Annotated in this window: 15 protein-coding genes, 2 tRNA genes, 1 other RNA gene and 1 pseudogene; 13 read left to right on the plus strand and 6 right to left on the minus strand. The window is 71.1% G+C overall.

Annotation, left to right across the window (positions count from 1 at the left end; genetic code table 11):
* Nucleotides 1-15 precede the first annotated feature (15 nt).
* Nucleotides 16-411, plus strand: a complete 396-nt coding sequence (locus tag MQE23_RS23415) for a metalloregulator ArsR/SmtB family transcription factor (protein ID WP_243380179.1) — start codon at nt 16-18, stop codon at nt 409-411.
* 19 nt (nt 412-430) lie between these two features.
* Here the strand turns inward: MQE23_RS23415 and arsB are convergent, their stop codons facing one another.
* The gene (arsB, locus tag MQE23_RS23420; RefSeq protein ID WP_020274964.1) at nt 431-1,519 is read right to left on the minus strand and encodes an ACR3 family arsenite efflux transporter; all 1,089 of its coding nucleotides are present in this window, start codon (nt 1,517-1,519) and stop codon (nt 431-433) included.
* Entirely contained in the window at nt 1,516-1,824 is a 309-nt protein-coding gene (locus tag MQE23_RS23425) for a metalloregulator ArsR/SmtB family transcription factor (protein WP_037671374.1), read from the minus strand. The genes arsB and MQE23_RS23425 overlap by 4 nt, the downstream gene beginning before the upstream one ends.
* Nucleotides 1,825-1,870: 46 nt before the next feature.
* Between MQE23_RS23425 and MQE23_RS23430 the strand changes: the two genes are divergently transcribed.
* From MQE23_RS23430 to MQE23_RS23455, 6 genes and pseudogenes are all read left to right on the plus strand, one after another.
* Nucleotides 1,871-2,302: an arsenate reductase ArsC gene (locus tag MQE23_RS23430; protein ID WP_020274966.1), complete on the plus strand. Its 432-nt coding sequence runs from the start codon at nt 1,871-1,873 to the stop codon at nt 2,300-2,302.
* A gap of 363 nt (nt 2,303-2,665) precedes the next feature.
* Nucleotides 2,666-3,217 (plus strand): hypothetical protein, encoded by a 552-nt coding sequence (locus MQE23_RS23435; protein WP_243380181.1) that lies wholly within the window; start codon nt 2,666-2,668, stop codon nt 3,215-3,217.
* Between the two features lie 1,311 nt (nt 3,218-4,528).
* Complete coding sequence (locus MQE23_RS23440) at nt 4,529-4,831, plus strand: hypothetical protein (protein WP_243380182.1); 303 nt, start codon at nt 4,529-4,531, stop codon at nt 4,829-4,831.
* Nucleotides 4,831-5,553: pseudogene (locus MQE23_RS23445) on the plus strand (FtsK/SpoIIIE domain-containing protein); the annotation flags it as partial. The gene MQE23_RS23440 and the pseudogene MQE23_RS23445, both read left to right, overlap by 1 nt.
* A 2-nt stretch (nt 5,554-5,555) precedes the next feature.
* On the plus strand, nt 5,556-5,792 hold the full coding sequence (locus tag MQE23_RS23450; protein ID WP_243380184.1) for an excisionase family DNA-binding protein: 237 nt from the start codon (nt 5,556-5,558) through the stop codon (nt 5,790-5,792).
* An 11-nt stretch (nt 5,793-5,803) separates the two neighbouring features.
* Nucleotides 5,804-7,042 carry a site-specific integrase gene (locus tag MQE23_RS23455; RefSeq protein ID WP_243380185.1) on the plus strand — a complete coding sequence of 413 codons (1,239 nt, stop codon included), beginning with the start codon at nt 5,804-5,806 and terminating at the stop codon, nt 7,040-7,042.
* Nucleotides 7,043-7,121: 79 nt separating this feature from the next.
* Here MQE23_RS23455 and MQE23_RS23460 read toward each other — a convergent pair.
* Nucleotides 7,122-7,209, minus strand: a tRNA-Ser gene (locus MQE23_RS23460).
* 72 nt (nt 7,210-7,281) lie between these two features.
* On the opposite strand from MQE23_RS23460, the gene ffs reads away from it, so the two are divergent.
* The 6 genes from ffs to MQE23_RS23490 all read left to right on the plus strand — a co-directional run bounded on the left by ffs (nt 7,282) and on the right by MQE23_RS23490 (nt 16,391).
* Nucleotides 7,282-7,378: signal recognition particle sRNA small type (ffs, locus tag MQE23_RS23465), an RNA gene on the plus strand.
* Nucleotides 7,379-7,491: 113 nt separating this feature from the next.
* Nucleotides 7,492-10,002, plus strand: a complete 2,511-nt coding sequence (locus MQE23_RS23470) for a DNA polymerase III subunit gamma and tau (protein ID WP_243380187.1) — start codon at nt 7,492-7,494, stop codon at nt 10,000-10,002.
* 188 nt (nt 10,003-10,190) lie between these two features.
* A complete protein-coding gene (gene purD, locus MQE23_RS23475; RefSeq protein WP_020274982.1) occupies nt 10,191-11,441 on the plus strand; it encodes a phosphoribosylamine--glycine ligase in 1,251 nt (416 codons plus the stop codon).
* Nucleotides 11,442-11,852: 411 nt separating this feature from the next.
* On the plus strand, nt 11,853-13,742 hold the full coding sequence (locus tag MQE23_RS23480) for a hypothetical protein (RefSeq protein ID WP_243382724.1): 1,890 nt from the start codon (nt 11,853-11,855) through the stop codon (nt 13,740-13,742).
* Nucleotides 13,743-13,946: 204 nt separating this feature from the next.
* Nucleotides 13,947-15,422 carry a N,N-dimethylformamidase beta subunit family domain-containing protein gene (locus MQE23_RS23485; RefSeq protein WP_243380188.1) on the plus strand — a complete coding sequence of 492 codons (1,476 nt, stop codon included), beginning with the start codon at nt 13,947-13,949 and terminating at the stop codon, nt 15,420-15,422.
* Between the two features lie 69 nt (nt 15,423-15,491).
* On the plus strand, nt 15,492-16,391 hold the full coding sequence (locus tag MQE23_RS23490) for a phosphoribosylaminoimidazolesuccinocarboxamide synthase (RefSeq protein ID WP_020274985.1): 900 nt from the start codon (nt 15,492-15,494) through the stop codon (nt 16,389-16,391).
* A 54-nt stretch (nt 16,392-16,445) separates the two neighbouring features.
* Here MQE23_RS23490 and MQE23_RS23495 read toward each other — a convergent pair.
* From MQE23_RS23495 to MQE23_RS23505, 3 genes are all read right to left on the minus strand, one after another.
* Nucleotides 16,446-16,521, minus strand: a tRNA-Gly gene (locus MQE23_RS23495).
* Nucleotides 16,522-16,543: 22 nt separating this feature from the next.
* Nucleotides 16,544-17,164 carry a response regulator transcription factor gene (locus MQE23_RS23500; RefSeq protein WP_020274986.1) on the minus strand — a complete coding sequence of 207 codons (621 nt, stop codon included), beginning with the start codon at nt 17,162-17,164 and terminating at the stop codon, nt 16,544-16,546.
* Entirely contained in the window at nt 17,161-18,441 is a 1,281-nt protein-coding gene (locus MQE23_RS23505; RefSeq protein WP_020274987.1) for a histidine kinase, read from the minus strand. Before MQE23_RS23505 ends, MQE23_RS23500 begins: the two co-directional genes overlap by 4 nt.
* Nucleotides 18,442-18,460: the final 19 nt, after the last annotated feature.

The following is an 18,460-nucleotide window of genomic DNA, read 5'->3' on the forward strand; positions in this document are numbered from 1 at the left end:
TGTCAACATAGATGCATGTCGAATACGCGAGTGCTGCCGCTGCTGGACCCCGAGGTCTCGGACGTCGCCAAGGCCCCCGAGGCCGTGGCACCGTGCTGCCCGCCCCTCACCGAACGTCCGTTCACCTCGGAGGAGGCGGAAACGGCCGCGCGGATGTTCAAGGCCCTGGGGGACCCGGTGCGGCTGCGGCTGTTCTCGGCGGTGGCCTCGCACGAGGGCGGCGAGGCGTGCGTCTGCGACATCTCCGATGTCGGCGTCTCCCAGCCGACCGTCTCCCACCACCTGAAGAAGCTGAAGGAGGCCGGGCTGCTGACCTCCGAACGGCGCGGCACCTGGGTCTACTACCGCGTCGAGCCGTCCGTGCTGTCCGCGATGGGCAAGCTGCTGACCATCTCTCCGGCCGCAGCCTGACCCACCACCGAAAACGCGATCAGGGAGAAGGCGTGGCGCTGAACTTCCGCCGCCAGGCCAGCGAGACGTACACGAGCGCCACCAGCACCGGCACCTCGATCAGCGGCCCGACCACGCCCGACAGCGCCTGCCCTGACGTCACGCCGAAGGTGGCGATGGCGACCGCGATCGCCAGCTCGAAGTTGTTGCCGGCCGCGGTGAACGCGAGGGTCGCGGTGCGGTCGTAGGCGAGGCCGATGACCTTGCCGAGGGCGAAGGTGCCGAACCACATCACGGCGAAGTACACCAGCAACGGCAGCGCGATACGGGCGACGTCCAGCGGCTGCGAGGTGATGGTCCTCCCCTGCAGGGCGAAGAGGATGACGATCGTGAAGAGCAGGCCGTACAGCGCCCACGGGCCGACCTTCGGAAGGAAGCCGGACTCGTACGCCTCACGGCCCAGCTTCCGCTCGCCGATGCGGCGGGTGAGGAACCCGGCCAGCAGCGGCACGCCGAGGAAGATGACGACGTTCAGGGCGATCTTCCCCATGGAGATGTCCAGGTGCTCCCCGTCGCCCAGGCCCAGCCAGCCGGGAAGCAACTCGAGGTAGAACCAGCCGAGCAGGCCGAACGCCACCACCTGGAAGACCGAGTTCAGCGCGACCAGGACCGCTGCCGCCTCGCGGTCGCCGCAAGCGAGGTCGTTCCAGATGATGACCATCGCGATGCAGCGGGCGAGCCCGACGATGATCAGGCCGGTGCGGTACTCGGGCAGGTCCGGCAGGAAGATCCAGGCGAGCGCGAACATCACCGCCGGTCCGACGAGCCAGTTGATGACGAGCGAGGAGACCATGAGCCTCTTGTCGCCGGTGACGGCGTCGAGCTTGTCGTAGCGGACCTTGGCCAGGACCGGGTACATCATGATCAGCAGGCCGATGGCGATCGGCAGCGAAATGCCGCCGATCTCGACCTTCGCGAGGGCGTCGTCGAGGCCGGGAATGGCGCGGCCCAGACCCAGGCCGACGGCCATCGCGGCGAGGATCCACACGGCGAGAAAACGGTCGAGCGTCGACAGCTTCGCGACGACCGAGGACTCCTGGACGGTCGCGGCTGCTTCGGTGCGGGTCACGGGCAGGCCCTCTTGTTGTCGGCGGCATTGCGTGCGGACTCGGCCAGGTCGCTGAACTGCCCGGCGAGCCGGGCGATGACGTCGGGGCGCAGCCTGTAGTACGTGAACCGGCCGCACGGCTCCGTCTCGACGACCCCGGCCTCGCGCAGCACTCTCAGATGGTTGGAGAGGTTGGTCTGCCGGGCACCGGTCTCCTCCACGAGGTGGGTGGTGCACAGCGTCTCTTTGGCCAGCAGGGCCACGATTCGCAGCCTGAGCGGATCGGCCAGAACCCGGATCAGATCAGTGTCGACTGACGTCAGCATGGGCTGATACTTTCACACCAATGAACCGCTGACGAAGGAAGAACCGATGTCCTCCAGCCCGCTCGCCTCCGTGCTGTTCGTCTGTGTCCACAATGCGGGGCGTTCCCAGATGGCTGCCGGCTTCCTCCACCACCTCGCGGGCGACCGGATCGAGGTCCGCTCCGCCGGCTCCGTCCCGGGCGACCGGGTCAACCCCGCCGCGGTCGAGGCCATGCGGGAGATCGGCATCGACATCGCCGACGCCAAGCCGAAGATCCTCACCACCGAGGCCGTCCAGGCGTCCGACTACGTCATCACCATGGGCTGCGGCGACGCCTGCCCGGTCTTCCCCGGCAAGACGTACCTCGACTGGGCCCTGGAGGACCCGGCGGGCAAGGGCGTCGAGGCCGTCCGCCCCATCCGCGACGAGATCGGGAACCGCATCGAGGCACTGATCGCCGAGATCGACGCCGGGCCCCGGCCCCCTCACGGCAACTGAGACCACACACGCCGAAGGGCCCCACCGCAAGCGGTGGGGCCCTTCGACATCGTGCCCGGTGAGGCACTGGCGGAGGATACGAGATTCGAACTCGTGAGGGGTTGCCCCCAACACGCTTTCCAACTGTGTTGGTGGCCTGCGGTGCGGTGTGCAGGGGCGTTCGCCTGCGTTCATGGCCGACTGGCAGCCGGTGAGGGGGCGACTGCGTGTCCCGCCTGAACGGCCGTGAACGGGGCTGAATGAGACGGGAACTGAGACGGCGCTTCCTCTGACACAGCGCGCGACCAACCTCCTTCGTGCTGTGGTCTGGGCTGTCGGATAACCGGTTTCACGTGATGCTGGACGGGTGCGAGACTCCGTCGCGTGCCTCGACCTGAACTCTCTGAGCTGGATTACCTGCGGGAGATCGAGCGGCTTGCCAGGGCGGTGACCGCTGCGGCGTCCGCCGAGGGCCACCTGTCTTACGCACCAGACCCGGACGATGCCACCCCCCTGCAGCGAGCGGTAAACGCACTTGCACGCGAGATCCGGCACTACCACTTTCCCGGCGACGGCTGTTTGCCCGAGGAGGACCGTCCACCGGTGCGGTTGGCGGGCGTGGTGGTGCTCCGACCGACCTCTCTGCCTCCGGGTATGGAGGAGACCTACGAGGAGGCGTGTGCTCGCCTCGGTGTCGAAGCCCGCGCCGACGGCTGGGCACTGTGGAACACCTGGGGTAAGGGCGGGGCGAGGGTCACCATGGTGGTCTCGTCGGTCGATACGACGCTGGGGTTGCTGGCGAACTGGGCGCGAGGCAGGGATGTGTACCCGGTGAGTCCGGTGCCGTCCCAGGTAGCTCAGATCCAACAGGGATGGGCCGGCCCTATGACGTTCTCACCGTGGGGCGCCGAACGCTTGGGCATCACAGGGCAGTGATCTGTGATGCATGGATGATCCCAAGCCCTCAGCTTGGGAAGCTGCGGGCATTTTGGAGTGGTTCGGGCTCTGACCGGGGCAAAGAGGCATGGCAGGGCCTCATCGAGCCCGACGTCTTTCACCGTGACTCCCCGCTGTTCCCCGCTCGATCTGGTGCGTTTGTGGTGCGGGCGCGGTGCGCGGACGACTGCCGTGACCTTCTGATCCATAGCTCTATGTGGATCGGTCGCTGGCGGTCATACCGGTCGCGGTACGGCCGTGTGCGTGCTCAACCGGACAGGGCCGGTGGCTGCGGTTGCTGTACTCCGTTGCTGTACAGCACCAGTTTGGAAGATCGCGTAACTGGGTGGCGCGTGACTTGGCAAGACGCTGACCTGCACGTTCTCGGACAACTCGCCGACGTTCCCCGTTGTTCCCCGTGTGTGGCCGTCTGATCGGGCACGTAGAGGGCACAAGTGGCCGTCTCACGCGCTCCCAAGCCCGGGAGCGTAATTCTTCCCACACTGAGCCTACTCAGCGCTCACGCGGTCGGCGGGGTCTCACGAGCCCAGTCGAAAGGCATCGGCGCGCCCTGCGGAATCACCCAAGGGTGGGGATAGCGAGCCTGACAACCGGTACAGCGCGCGGCGAACGGACCGACCTCGGGGTTCGTGAGAAGGCTGTAGTGGCTGGAGGGCTCAGCCGGGAGCATGTGCCCGTTTGCTGTCGTTTCCAAGCCGGGCCACTCCGGCGAGCATCGACACGGGCGCTCTACCGCGAACGGGTCGCCAGCAGGAGTCTTGGCCGTGCTCTTGAAGAGCTTGGCGAAGTTCTCTCGTATCGACACGGCAGCGGCCTCCCCTTCGGTGCGCCCGACTCCCGGGCTCGCAGACAGTAACCGAGGTCGGCGGAGCGACTTTGGCCGGGAGCTGCTTTGGCGCGAGTGATCATGGCCCCGTAAGCTTCCGGCGCGTCGGGCAGTCTGTGGACCTGCCCGTTAAAGCACGACGTTGGGGCCATGATCTTCGAGGCTCGCGCCAAAGTGGCTGGCTAAAGTCGCGGAGCCGACCGCCCCAGCCACAGAGGGTGTCATCCCCCTTCATGCCCGCAGCTCGCCAGCGCGCCGCCGGGCGCGGCCAGCCGGGGCGCAGACAGGAGGCAGGCCGCGCCGCAGAGGCGGCGCGCGCCGCGCCGTGCGCGGGCCTTGAACCAGTAGAGAAAGTTGTAACTCAGTCTGTGGTGCTGGGCGTGAAGTCGTATGCGCAGGCTGGGAGATCAGCGCTCTGGCGGTGGGCCAGCGGTAGGAAGACCACAGGTCGGATCGTCCATGTGATGCGGGTGCTTGTCCGCGACCGGCAGACCGGCGAGATCGCCAAGGACGCCACCAGCGGAGAGGCACTGATGACGATCGGCGTCGTCTACCTGGAGGACGGCGAATCGTCGCTGATCAAGGTCACCGTTCCCGAGAGCGGCGTTTCCGAGGGGCTGACGCTGGGGGCTCCGGTCTCGCTGCCGGGTCTGGTGGCCCGGCCGTGGGAGAGCGTCTTCAACGGGCAGCAGCGGCACGGCATCGCCTACCGCGCCGCCGCCGTGACTCCGGCCGCGTTCCCGGCCGCCAACGGGGCCGCTGCCTGATGACCGATCTGACGACGCTCCTGGAGGTGGGTGGTCCTGTCGCCGCACTCGGCGGCGGGGCCGCCTACGCCCGGGCCAAGCATCCCGGGGTGTACTGGTCCACGGTCGGCCTGCCGATATCCACGGCCCGGCTCCTCAGCTCGTACAACTCGGTCATGGAGGCCTGCGGCCTGACCGTGGCTCCGTCCCGGCTGCGGATGCTGGCGGTCAAGGCCACCACTCGCCGTGAAGTTCGTCCCGTACCGCCGCGTCGGGGCATCATCCGGCCCACCTCTACCGGGCTGCGGCTCCGTCTGCGGCTCGCTCCGGGGCAGGAACCTGCTGACGTCGCCGCCTCGGCGGAACGGCTGCGGCATGCCTGGGGCGTTCACGCCGTGTACGTGACCACGGTCAAGCCGGGTGTGGTTGAGCTGCGGCTGGTCGGCTTCGATGTGCTGCGGCGGGTGCGGATGCCGCGCAAGGTGGACGCCGGGTTCCTTCAGGTGCCGGTGGCCCTGCGGGAGGACGCCATGCCGTTCATACGCGACTACCGGACCGTGCCCCACCAGCTCACCCTCGGCGCCACGCTGTCGGGCAAGTCCATGTATCTGCGGCACCTGATCGCCGGACTCGCCCCTCAGCCGGTCGCCCTGGTCGGGATCGACTGCAAGCGCGGTGTGGAGCTGGCGCCGTTTGCCTCCCGCCTCTCCGCGCTGGCGACCGAATCGGAACAGGCAGCCGACCCATGGATGAGCCCCGGACCCCTGCCACCGCCCTGGAGCCCCACGACCCCGCCTTGGTCCTTCTGACCGTCGAGGAGGCAGCCCGGCGGCTCCGTATCGGCCGCACGACGTGCTTCCGGCTCGTGCTGGCCGGAGAGATCGAGTCGGTCACGGTCGGACGGCTGCGCCGCATCCCTGCCGACGCCGTACCCGCTTACGTGGCCAAGCTGCGCCACCGACCCGCCGCCGAAGCGGCCTGAGGGGGGAAGTCGTGCCAGAGAAGAAGCGCACCCGCCAGCCCAACGGCGCCTCGTCGATCTACTTCGGCAAGGACGGGAAGTGGCACGGACGGGTGACGGTCGGCGTCCGGGATGACGGCAAGCCGGACCGCCGCCACATCGAGCGCAAAACCAAGGCGGAGGTGACCAAGGCCGTCCGCCAGATGGAGCGGGCGCGGGACGAGAAGAAGCTCAGGAAGCCGGGGCAGAGCTGGACGGTCCAGGCCTGGCTTGAGCACTGGGTCGAGAACATCGCCAAGCCGTACGTCTCCGAGAACACGTACGACGGCTACGAGGTCGACGTACGCGTGCACCTGGTCCCCGGCCTCGGCGCCCACAAGCTCGACCGCCTGGAGCCGGAACATCTGGAGCGCTTCTACCAGAGGATGCAGGAAGCCGGGAGTTCCGCCGGCACCGCTCACCACGCTCACCGGACGATCCGGGTCGCGCTCGGTGAGGCCAAGCGACGTGGGCATGTCGCCACCAACGCCGCTGAGATCGCTAAGGCCCCGAGACTCGAAGAAGAGGACATCGAGCCGTTCACGATCGAAGAGGTTCAGAGCGTCCTGGTCGAGGCCGCCAAACTCCGCAACAGCGCGCGTTGGGTCGTCGCCCTGGCGCTCGGCCTTAGGCAAGGGGAGGCGCTCGGGCTCCACTGGGAAGACGTCGACCTGGATGCGGGGTACGTACGCATCCGCAAGAACCGTCTACGCCCCAAGTACGCCCACGGCTGTGGAGACGATCCGTGCGGCCGGAAGGCTGGCTACTGCCCGCAGCGGGAGCAAATCCGTCGCGAACACACGTCCACCAAGTCCCGAGCCGGGCGGCGCACCATCGGCCTGCCAGATCCGCTGATCAAGATTCTCCGCCAGCACCAGGAGGTGCAGGAACGAGAGCGGATCGAGGCCGGTGCCGACTGGGAGGGCAAGGGCTACGTGTTCGCCTCGCCGACCGGCGGGCCGCTGAGCCCCAACACCGACTTCCATATCTGGAAGCGGCTCCTGCGGGCGGCAGGCGTACGGGACGGCCGTCTCCATGACGCTCGCCACACCGCAGCGACCGTGCTCCTGATCCTCGGCGTCCCGGACGTCGTGATCGACTCGATCATGGGTTGGGAGCCTGGGGGAGCGGCCCGGATGCGCGCTCGGTACATGCACGTGACGGGGACCATGCTCCGCAAGGTCGCGCAGCAAGTCGGCGACGCGCTGTGGGAACTCCCGGAAACCAACTGAGACGGAAACTGAGACGGACAACGTCGAAGGGCCCCACCGCGAACGGTGGGGCCCTTCGACATCGTGCCCGGTGAGGCACTGGCGGAGGATACGAGATTCGAACTCGTGAGGGGTTGCCCCCAACACGCTTTCCAAGCGTGCGCCCTAGGCCTCTAGGCGAATCCTCCGCCGGAAACATTACATGACGGAGAGGAGTGCTCGCGAACTCGTTCCCTGCCCCTGACATCAGGTAGCCTTGGCGCAGCCCCTCACGCGGCGCTATCTGACTGAACTCCCCCAGGGCCGGAAGGCAGCAAGGGTAGGTTGGCTCTGGCGGGTGCGTGGGGGGCGTCTGCGTTCCGGGCTTCCTGCGGCGGGGTCCGCTTCCTGTGGCACGGCCCACTCCGTGTGGCGCGGTCCGCTTCCTATGGCGGGGTCCGTTGTCAGTGGGCGCCTATAACCTCGTATGCGTGTCGTCTCTCGCTCTGTACCGCCGCTATCGCCCGGAGACCTTCGCCGAGGTCATCGGGCAGCAGCACGTCACCGACCCGTTGCAGCAGGCGCTGCGCAACAACCGGGTCAACCACGCGTACCTGTTCAGCGGGCCGCGCGGCTGTGGCAAGACGACCAGTGCCCGGATCCTGGCGCGGTGTCTGAACTGCGAGCAGGGCCCTACGCCCACGCCGTGCGGTGAGTGCCAGTCCTGTCAGGACCTCGCGCGCAACGGACCCGGTTCCATCGACGTCATCGAGATCGACGCCGCTTCCCACGGTGGCGTGGACGACGCCCGTGACCTGCGCGAGAAGGCCTTCTTCGGACCTGCCCGCAGCCGGTACAAGATCTACATCATCGACGAGGCCCACATGGTCACGTCGGCCGGCTTCAACGCGCTGCTGAAGGTCGTCGAGGAACCGCCGGAGCATCTCAAGTTCATCTTCGCGACCACCGAGCCCGAGAAGGTCATCGGGACCATCCGGTCGCGGACCCATCACTACCCGTTCCGGCTCGTCCCGCCCGGGACCCTGCGGGAGTACCTCGCCGAGGTGTGCCAGAAGGAGGCCATCCCGGTCGAGGACGGTGTCCTCCCGCTCGTCGTGCGCGCCGGTGGCGGGTCCGTGCGTGACTCCATGTCCGTCATGGACCAGCTGTTGGCCGGCGCCGCCGCGGACGGTGTGACGTACACCATGGCGACGGCCCTGCTCGGATACACCGACGGCTCCCTCCTCGACTCCGTCGTCGAGGCCTTCGCCACCGGTGACGGCGCCGCGGCCTTCGAGGTCGTCGACCGCGTCATCGAGGGCGGGAACGATCCCCGTCGGTTCGTCGCCGATCTGCTGGAGCGGCTGCGTGACCTGGTGATCCTCGCCGCCGTCCCGGACGCGGCCGAGAAGGGGCTCATCGACGCCCCCGCCGACGTCGTCGAGCGCATGCAGGCCCAGGCCGGCACCTTCGGCGCCGCCGAACTGAGCCGGGCCGCCGACCTCGTCAACGAGGGCCTGACCGAGATGCGCGGCGCCCACTCGCCCCGCCTCCAGCTGGAGCTGATCTGCGCGCGCGTCCTGCTCCCCGCCGCCTACGGCGACGAGCGGTCCGTCATGGCCCGACTGGACCGGATCGAGCGCGGTGTGAACTTCTCGTCCCAGGGCCCCGCCGGCATGCCCGCCATGGGGTACGCGCCAGGGCCCGAGGGGCATGGGGCAGCGGCGGCCGCTCCGGCGGCTGCTCCCGTTCCGCCAGGTGGCGGTCCGGCAGCGGCCCGGGCGGCGGTCCGTGCCTCGGGAGCGCCGGGTGGTGGAGGTCCCGGGGGCTCCGGGGGTCCCGTGGGCCCCGCTAGTGGCAGCGGCAGTGGCGGTCACGCGCCGGCTGCGGCCGGGCATGCGCATGCCCCCGCTGCGGCGGGCCAGGAAGCACAGCAGCCGGCGGTTTCGGGCCCGCCCGCTCCCGCCGAGCCCGCGCCCACCTCCGGCCCTGCCGACGGAGGGCACGCCCAGCCTGCCCAGCCGCCCGGGACACCGCCCGCTCAGGCTCCCGCTCCCTCCAAGGATCCCGCGGCCGCTCCCGCCCCGGCCCCCGGCGCCTGGCCCACCGCGGCCTCCGCCGGCAGCGGCCGTCGCCCGGGCGGCTGGCCCACGGCCGCCTCGGGCGCACCCGCACCCGCACCCGCACCCGCATCCGCACACGCGTCGAACCCCCCGGCCGCGAGCACCCCTGCTCCGAGCGCACCCGCACCCAGCAGCCCCCCACCGGCGCCCTCTGCCCCGGCGCCGGCCACCCCGGCCCCCGCCCCCGCCCACGCCCCCGCGCCCGGCGGTCTCGACCCCCGCATGCTCTGGCCGAACATCCTGGAAGCGGTCAAGAACCGCCGTCGCTTCACCTGGATCCTGCTCAGTCAGAACGCCCAGGTGGCCGGCTTCGACGGCACCACCCTCCAGCTCGGCTTCGTCAACGCCGGCGCGCGTGACAACTTCCTGAGCAGCGGCAGCGAGGACGTGCTGCGGCAGGCGCTGGGCGAGCAGTTCAACGTCCAGTGGAAGATCGAGGCGATCGTCGACCCGTCCGGCGGCTCCGCGCCGCAGGCCCCGGGCGGCCCTTCCGGGTTCGGAGGCGGCCAGGGCGGTCACGGCGGCGGCACCGGTGGCTACGGCGGCGGTGGCGGCTACAACACCGGCGGTGGAGGCGGCGACTACAACACCGGCAGCGGCGGTACGGCGACTGCCCAGCGCCCCGCCACGTCCCAGTCGACGGCCCCGTCCGCTCCCGCCCAGCAGTCGAACACACCCACCCGCGGCTCCACCCCGGCTCCCGCACCCACCGCCGCCGTACCCCAGCCCTCGGCCCCGGCGCCGCGGTCCGTCTCCGTCGAGGACGACATCCCCGAGGACGACGATCCCGACCTCGACGAGTCCGCCCTCTCCGGCCAGGAGCTGATCGTCCGGGAGCTGGGGGCGACGGTGGTGGAGGAGTTCTCCACCGAGCCTTAGGGCCAACGAGCCTCAGGGCCAACGAGCCTCAGGGCCAACGAGCCCTCGGGGCTGGCTGGTCAGCCGGTGCACGCCCCCCGGGCGTCGAGCCAGGCAGCCCCGTTCGGAGGAACCTCCAACCCAAGATCCCCGCCCCCTTCGGAAGCCCGCACAAAGGGAACCCGCCGCCTCCCGTTAGGCTGACCCCCGTGAAGGTCCTCGTCATCGGCAGCGGCGCCCGCGAACACGCCCTGTGCCACTCCCTGTCCCACGACCCCGACGTCACCGCGCTGCACTGCGCCCCCGGCAACGCAGGCATCGCCGAGGTCGCCGAGCTGCACCAGGTCGACGCCCTGGACGGCGCTGCCGTCACCGCGCTGGCCACGCGGCTCGGCGCGGACCTCGTGGTCGTCGGCCCGGAGGCGCCGCTGGTCGCCGGTGTCGCCGACGCCGTCCGCGAGGCCGGCATTCCGGTCTTCGGTCCGTCCGGGCAGGCCGCCCGGCTCGAGGGCTCCAAGGCCTTCGCGAAGGACGTCATGGCGACGGCCGAGGTGCCCACGGCGCGGTCGTACGTGTGTACGACCCCCGAGGAGGTCGCCACGGCCCTCGACGCCTTCGGTGCTCCGTACGTCGTCAAGGACGACGGGCTCGCCGCCGGCAAGGGTGTCGTCGTCACCGACGACCTGGAGGCGGCCAAGGCCCACGCCGCCGCCTGCGAGCGCGTGGTCATCGAGGAGTACCTGGACGGCCCCGAGGTCTCCCTGTTCGCCGTCACCGACGGTGAGACGGTCGTGCCGCTCCAGCCCGCCCAGGACTTCAAGCGCGCGCTGGACCGCGACGAGGGCCCGAACACCGGCGGCATGGGGGCGTACTCGCCGCTGCCGTGGGCCGACCCGAAGCTGGTCGACGAGGTGGTGCAGACCGTTCTCCAGCCGACCGTGGACGAGATGAAGCGCCGGGGCACGCCGTTCTCCGGGCTGCTCTACGCCGGTCTCGCGATCACCTCCCGCGGCGTGCGCGTGATCGAGTTCAACGCCCGCTTCGGCGACCCCGAGACCCAGGTCGTCCTGGCCCGGCTGAAGACGCCGCTGGCCGGTCTCCTGATGGCCGCGGCCACCGGCAACCTCGCCCACCTGGAGCCCCTGCGCTGGAGCGACGACGCGGCCGTGACCGTGGTCGTCGCCTCACACAACTACCCCGGCACCCCGCGTACCGGCGACCCGATCACCGGTCTCGACGAGGTCGCCGCCCAGGACGCCCCGCACGCCTACGTGCTGCACGCCGGCACCAAGCGTGACGGTGACGCGATCGTCAGCGCGGGCGGCCGCGTCCTGTCCGTCACGGCCACCGGCAAGGACCTCACCGAGGCCCGCGACCGCGCGTACACGGCCGTCGGCCGCATCCGCCTCGACGGCTCCCAGCACCGCACGGACATCGCCGCGAAGGCGGCAGGCGCGTAACCGGCCATCCCGGCACCCGGCGCCGCCACCACGCGTCAACCCGGGCGCCCACGCCTCAACCCAGTTGCCCACGCGTCAACCCGGGTACCCGGCGTCACACCAACGCGGGAAACCGCCCCGCTCGATGAACCTCGCAGGCCCCGGATCCGTCTCAGGATCCGGGGCCTGAAGTTTTCGGTATGCGGGGCCTGATCCTCGCTGTCCGTCATCCACCTTTCCCCAAAGCCATTCCATCGAGTGACCGATGTCCTATCCGGCTGACGGGGGGTGGAGCCCCAACTAGGGTGCGGCGCAAGCGTTCCGGCACTTGGCCCACCGGCATTGCGATGTCAGTGGCGGGTGCCACAGTGGGGGAGTGAGCAAGGACAGCGTCAGGTCAACGGGGAGGGGGTGAGGTCGGTCGTGACCGGAATGGGTGTGGAGGCAGGCGCGCAGGTCGCGCGGGCACGAGCACTGGTCGTGCTGCGCATCCGCAGCCGCGCCCTGGCCGTCGCCCTGCTGCCCGCCGCCGTCGCCGTGATCCTGCTCGCGGGCGCCGCCACCGGCCGTCTCGTCGGCCCCGGCTGGGATGCCGCCCGCTGGATCCTGACGCCGGCCGCGGTCCTCGTGCTGCTCGCCGCCGCCGGTATCGCCCTGGTCGTCGCCCGGGCCCGTCCCGCCATGAGCCCGACCATCCCGATCGCCGAGGAGGCGGCCCCGGACCTGTACCGGATGGTGCGCGACCTCGCCGACCGCCTCGACGTCCCCGCGCCCTCCGCGATAGCGCTCACGCCGGACTGCGACAGCTGGCTGGAGGACCGCACCCACCGGGCGCACGGCCCGCCCCCCGCCGAGGAGCACGACGACATAGCGGGCGGTGGAGGACACCCGCACCGCCGGCACCCGGTCGCGCCGGTCCTGGTCATCGGCTCCCCCTTCCTGTGGTGGATGCGGGTCGGCGAGCTGCGCGCGGTCCTCGCCCCCGTCGTCGCCGGTACGGGCCCCTCGGCGCACCCGGACATAGCCGCCGCCCGGCGCTTCGTCCGAGGTCTGGACGCCGCGGTGGCCGTGGCCTCGGCGCCGGAACGCAGACCGGTGTCGCGGGTCGTGCTGGCCGGTGTCGGCTGGGTGGCCCGGCTGCTGCTGCGCGGTTGCCGTGTGTACGCCGCAGAGATGGAGCGGGGCGTGGCGGCCGCGGCCGCGGAGCGTGCACAGGCTGTGGATTACGGGCTGCGGATCGTCGCCCAGGAGCAGGTGGGCCTGGCGTACGCGGGGTGGGACCGGCTGCTGACCCGGGTCGCGCTGCCCGCCTGGCGGATGGGCCGCTGGCCGTCCCGGCTGGACGCCGGTGTGGTGGCGGCGCTCACGGAGCTGTCCCGTCGCGACCGCCTGGCCGAGGGCTTCGCGTCCCGGCTCGGTGAGCGCCCCGCCTGCGATCTGCTGGAGGAGCCGGGCGCGATAGACGAGGCCGCCTCCCTGCTCGCCGCCCGCCTCTTCCACGGCGGCCCGGCGGGGCCCGGCCCCGACTGGTCGCCGGTGGGCTGGAGCGAGTATCCGGAGGAGGTCGTGGACCGCAAGTGGCGCATCGACGCGGCCCGGCTCCACCGCGTCCTGGACGCCATGGGTGTCCGCCCGGCCCCGGGGAGCACGGCCCCCGACACCGGCGGCCCGACCCTGTCCCGCGTCCTCGACCACCTGACCGACCGGACCGGAGAGCCCCCGTTCGCCACCCGAAGCCCGGAACGGCCCCCGGACGACGAAGAGGACCTCTCCGGCACGACCCCCCGCAGCGCCACCCTCGCCGCACGGCTCAGCGCCGAACTCTCCCGCGAGGAAACCACCGCGACACCGAGCCCGTCGCCCGCCACCACATCGCCCGTCGCCACATCGCCCGTCGCCACGTCGGCCACCACCACCGCGCCCGCCGCCACGTCGGCCACCACCACCGCGCCCGCCGCCCCCACGACCGCGGCCTCTCCACCCGCCGGCCCCCCGGCCACCCCGGCCACCACCACCCCGGACCCCGCGGCCCTCTGGGACGACCGGACCCTCCCCCTCTTCCCCCTCCAGCCCCCGCGCACGGCCCGTGAACTGCTCGCCGACCACCTCACGGCGATGATCTGCTGCGCCGCGATGGACACCGCGGGCGCGACCCCGGGCCTTGACTGGCTGGACGGCCCGACCCTCCTCCACAACGGCGAACGCACCGCCGACCTGGCGCCCAAGGTCCTCACCCTGATCGAGGACGGCGACTCCACGCCCCTGCGGGCCTGGCTGGCCGAGCTGGGGATACGCCCCGAGAAGCCGGTCCGCCTCGGCTGACCGCCGGAGCACCTGCCTCCGCTTCTGGCCAATTCGAAACGAACAGTAACGAAGTGCGCGCATTATGTGATGTGCTTGGACCGTTCGCGCACATGGCAAGGGCTTGCGACATACGACAAACACATAGGCACGAAAGAACCACACAGGTCGCAGCGCACCACACAGCACGCACAGCCACGGGGGCGAAGGGGAGGGGAAGCAACCATGGGCTCGGAGCAGATCCGCCGCTGGGAGTCGGGAGCGCTGGCGCACGCCGTGACGGATCCCTTCGGCCAAGGCCCCGTCCCGTGGCTGCGCGGAAACGTCACGTACTTCGACGACAGCGGTCAGGTCGTCCCCTGGTACGTGGACCAGGACCCGGCCCGGGCCTCGAAGAAGGGCAGCCGCTCCGGCGGCCCCCGCGCGGCCGACGACGTCCACCGGCAGATCAAGGGCTTCACCTCCACCGGCGCGGTCGCCCCGGGCGAGGCCATCGACTTCCACGTCACCGTCGACCCGCCCCAGGAGTTCGGCGTCGACATCTACCGCATCGGCCACTACGGCGGTGACGGCGCCGCGAAGATCACCACCAGTCCGCGCCTGTCCGGCATCGTGCAGCCCCCGCCGCTCACGGCGGACCGTACGGTCTCCTGCCACCACTGGTGGCTCTCCTGGCGGCTCCAGATCCCGTCGTACTGGAACATCGGCGCGTACGTCGCCGTCCTCACCACCGCCGACGGCTACCGCTCCCACGTCCCGTTCACGGTCCGCCACGACCAGCCCGCCGACCTGCTCCTCGTCCTGCCCGACATCACCTGGCAGGCGTACAACCTCTACCCGGAGGACGGCCGCACCGGCGCCAGCCTCTACCACGCCTGGGACGAGAAGGGCCGTCTGCTGGGCGAGTCCGAGGCCGCCACCACGGTCTCCTTCGACCGCCCGTACGCGGGCGCGGGCCTCCCCCTGCACGTCGGGCACGCGTACGACTTCATCCGCTGGGCGGAGCGTTACGGCTACGACGTCGCCTACGCCACCGCCGGCGACCTGCACGCGGGCCGCGTCGACCCCACCCGCTACCGCGGCCTGGTCTTCCCGGGCCACGACGAGTACTGGTCGGCCGCGATGCGCGGCGCGGTGGAGCTCGCCCGAGACACCGGCACCTCGCTCGTCTTCCTCTCCGCCAACTCGATGTACTGGCAGGTGGAACTGGGCGCCTCCCCGTCCGGCGTCCCCGACCGCCTGCTGACCTGCCGCAAGCGCAGGGGCCCCGGCAAGCCGGTGCTGTGGCGGGAGATCGACCGGGCGGAGCAGCAGCTCATCGGCATCCAGTACGCCGGGCCCGTCCCCGTGCCGCATCCCCTGATCGTGCGCAACGCCGGCCACTGGCTGTGGGAGGCGACCGGGGCGCACGAGGGGGATGAGATCGAGGGCCTGGTGGCGGGCGAGGCCGACCGCTACTTCCCGCGCACCCCGTTGCCCGAGCACGAGGAGCGCGTGCTGCTCGCCCATTCGCCGTACACGGACAAGGAGGGCGCACCGCGTCACCAGGAGACGTCCCTGTACCGGGCCCCCTCCGGCGCCTGGGTCTTCGCCTCCGGAACGTTCGCCTGGACTCCGGCCCTGGACCGCCCGGGCCACGTCGACCCCCGCATCCAGCGGGCGACCGCAAATCTCCTGGACCGCATCTGCAAACGCGACTGACCCGCTGTCCGTGATCAAGCTCGCATACGGGAGAATCGAGCCACTTGGACAGAACCACGGGGAGGAACCGTGTCCGGATTCGTAGAGAAGCCCGAGCCGATCCAGGTTCCGGGCCTGGTGCATCTGCACACCGGCAAGGTGCGCGAGCTGTACCAGAACGAGGCGGGCGACCTCGTGATGGTCGCCAGCGACCGCATCTCCGCATTCGACTGGGTGCTGCCGACCGAGATCCCCGACAAGGGCCGGGTCCTCACGCAGCTCTCCCTGTGGTGGTTCGACCAGCTCGCCGACCTGATCCCGAACCACGTCCTGAGCACGGAACTGCCCGCGGGCGCCCCCGCCGACTGGGAGGGCCGCACGCTCGTCTGCAAGTCGCTCCAGATGGTCCCCGTGGAGTGCGTGGCCCGCGGCTACCTGACCGGCTCGGGCCTGGTCGAGTACAACGAGTCCCGCACGGTCTGCGGCCTCGCGCTGCCGGAGGGCCTGGTCGACGGCAGCGAACTGCCCGCCCCGATCTTCACCCCGGCCACCAAGGCCGCCGTCGGCGAGCACGACGAGAACGTCTCCTACGAAGAGGTCGCCCGCCAGGTCGGCGCCGACACCGCTGCCCGGCTGCGCCAGGCGACCCTCGCGGTCTACTTCCGGGGCCGGGACATCGCCCGCGACCGGGGCATCATCCTCGCGGACACGAAGTTCGAGTTCGGCTTCGACGGCGACGCCCTGGTCCTCGCGGACGAGGTCCTCACCGCGGACTCCTCCCGCTTCTGGCCGGCCGACGAGTGGCAGCCGGGCCGCGCGCAGCCGTCGTACGACAAGCAGTACGTCCGCGACTGGCTGACCTCGGCGGAGTCCGGCTGGGACCGCAAGAGCGAGCAGCCGCCGCCCGCGCTGCCGCAGCAGGTCGTCGACGCCACCCGCGCCAAGTACGTGGAGGCGTACGAGCGCCTGACCGGCACCAGCTGGTCGTAGACCCGCACGTAGAACACGAAGAAGCCCCCCGGCTGGAACCGGGGGGCTTCTCGCTGGAGCGAACGACGAGGTTCGAACTCGCGACCTCAACCTTGGCAAGGTTGCGCTCTACCAACTGAGCTACGTTCGCCTGCGCCGTGGCGCGGGAACCACTATACCCAACCTCGCTCCCGCGCGAGCCGCACCGCCGCATGCCGGTTCTCCGCCCCGAGCTTCGACACGGCCGACGACAGGTAGTTCCGTACGGTCCCCTGTGACAGCGCGGCCCGCTCGGCGATCTCCGCGACGGGCGCACCGTCGGCGGCGAGCTCCAGCACCTCGGCCTCCCGCGCGGTCAGCGGCGATTCCCCGGCGGCGATCGCGTCGGCGGCCAACTCCGGGTCGACGTAGCGGTTCCCGGCGTGCACGGTGCGGATGAGCTCCGCGAGCCGCTGCGCGCTCACGGTCTTCGGCACGAACCCCCGCACCCCGGCCTCCAGCGCCCGCTTCAGATGCCCGGGCCGCCCGTGGCTGGTGACGATGAGTACCTTGCAGCCGGGCAGTTCGGTGCGCAGGGATGTGGCGACCTTCACACCGTCGGCGCCGGGCATCTGGAGATCCAGTACGGCGACGTCGGGCTTGTGAGCCCGGGCCATCGCGAGCGCCTCCGGCCCGGTGGCCGCCTCGGCGACGACCGTGAGGTCGTCCTCCAGCGACAGCAGCGCGGCGAGCGCCCCCCGGATGAGGTGCTCGTCGTCGGCGAGCAGCAGCCGCACCGGCTCCACGGCGGTCATGGCATGACCTCACTCACAGCAGGCACGGCGGCGATGGGCTCGGAGGGGGCGGACTCCGACGGCAGCGGAATCTCCGCCGTCAGCCGGAACAGCCCCTTGCCCGCGGGTCCGGCCTCCAGGGTCCCGTCGATCTCCGCCAGCCGCTCCCGAAGGCCGGCGAGCCCGGAGCCGGATGAGCCGGACGAGTCGGAGGGCCCGCCCGCGGCCTCGCTGACCCCGTCGTTCTCCACGGACAACACCACGCGCCCCTCCGACATCCGCAGCCTCACCGCACACCGCCGTGCGTCCCCGTGCCGCAGGACGTTCGTGGCGGCCTCCCGGACCACCCACCCCAGGGCGGACTGCACCGCGACGGGCAGCCCCGCCGCCGTCGCCCCGCCCACCGTGCAGTCGATACCGGCCGCGGTCAGTACGCCCTGCGCACCGGCGAGTTCCGAGGCGAGGTCGGCATCCCGGTAGCCTCGGACGACCTCGCGGACCTCCCGCTGCGACTCCTGCGCGAGCCGCTGCACCTCGACCATCTGCGCCACGGCTTCCGGCCGGTCCCGCTGGGCGAGCTGCACGGCCAGTTCGCTCTTGAGCGCGATGACGGCGAGGTTCCGCCCCATGACGTCGTGCAGGTCCCGCCCGAACCTCAGCCGCTCCTCGGCGACGGCGAGCCGGGACCGGGTCTCACGTGCCTCGTCGAGTTCGTAGACGATGTTGAGCAGCCACACCGAGACGATGGCCGTGAAGGCGACGAGCCCGCCGCCGAACAGCACCATCACCGACGCCAGCAGCGATTCGCCCGCAGGCGCACCCCGGGTGAAGGCCACGATCCCGGAGCCCGCGGCGAAGGCCCCGACGACGGCGAACACGCGCTTCCGCTCACGGATGCCGAGCGCGATGATGCCGGTCCCGACGATGACGACCACCCCGAAGGCCCCGCCCACGGCGGCGTCCACGCTCTCGCTGTCCGGTCCGCGTTCCGCGATGCCGATCGCGGTGGCGCCCACCGCGGCGGTGACGGCGGCCAGCGACCACAGCAGTCCGACGGGCTGGGGGCGCCTGCCCCGCGTCCAGTCCAGCGCCCGCGACACGGTGACGAAGCAGAGCGCGGCGTGCACGCCCGCCGTCAGCAGCAGGGCGGCCCCCACCCACCCTCCCAACGGGATCAGGGCCGTGAGCCCGATCGTCACGAACTCGAGCACCGCGAAGAAGTGGAACGACCCCCGGGTGTACGTCTCGACCTTCTCCGGCGTGCTCTGCCGCCGCCACCACCCGCCCGGCCCCCGCATCAGCCCGTCACTCCCCCTT

It is taken from the genome of Streptomyces sp. HP-A2021 (genome assembly GCF_022807935.1).
Classification (GTDB): Bacteria; Actinomycetota; Actinomycetes; order Streptomycetales; family Streptomycetaceae; genus Streptomyces; species Streptomyces afghaniensis.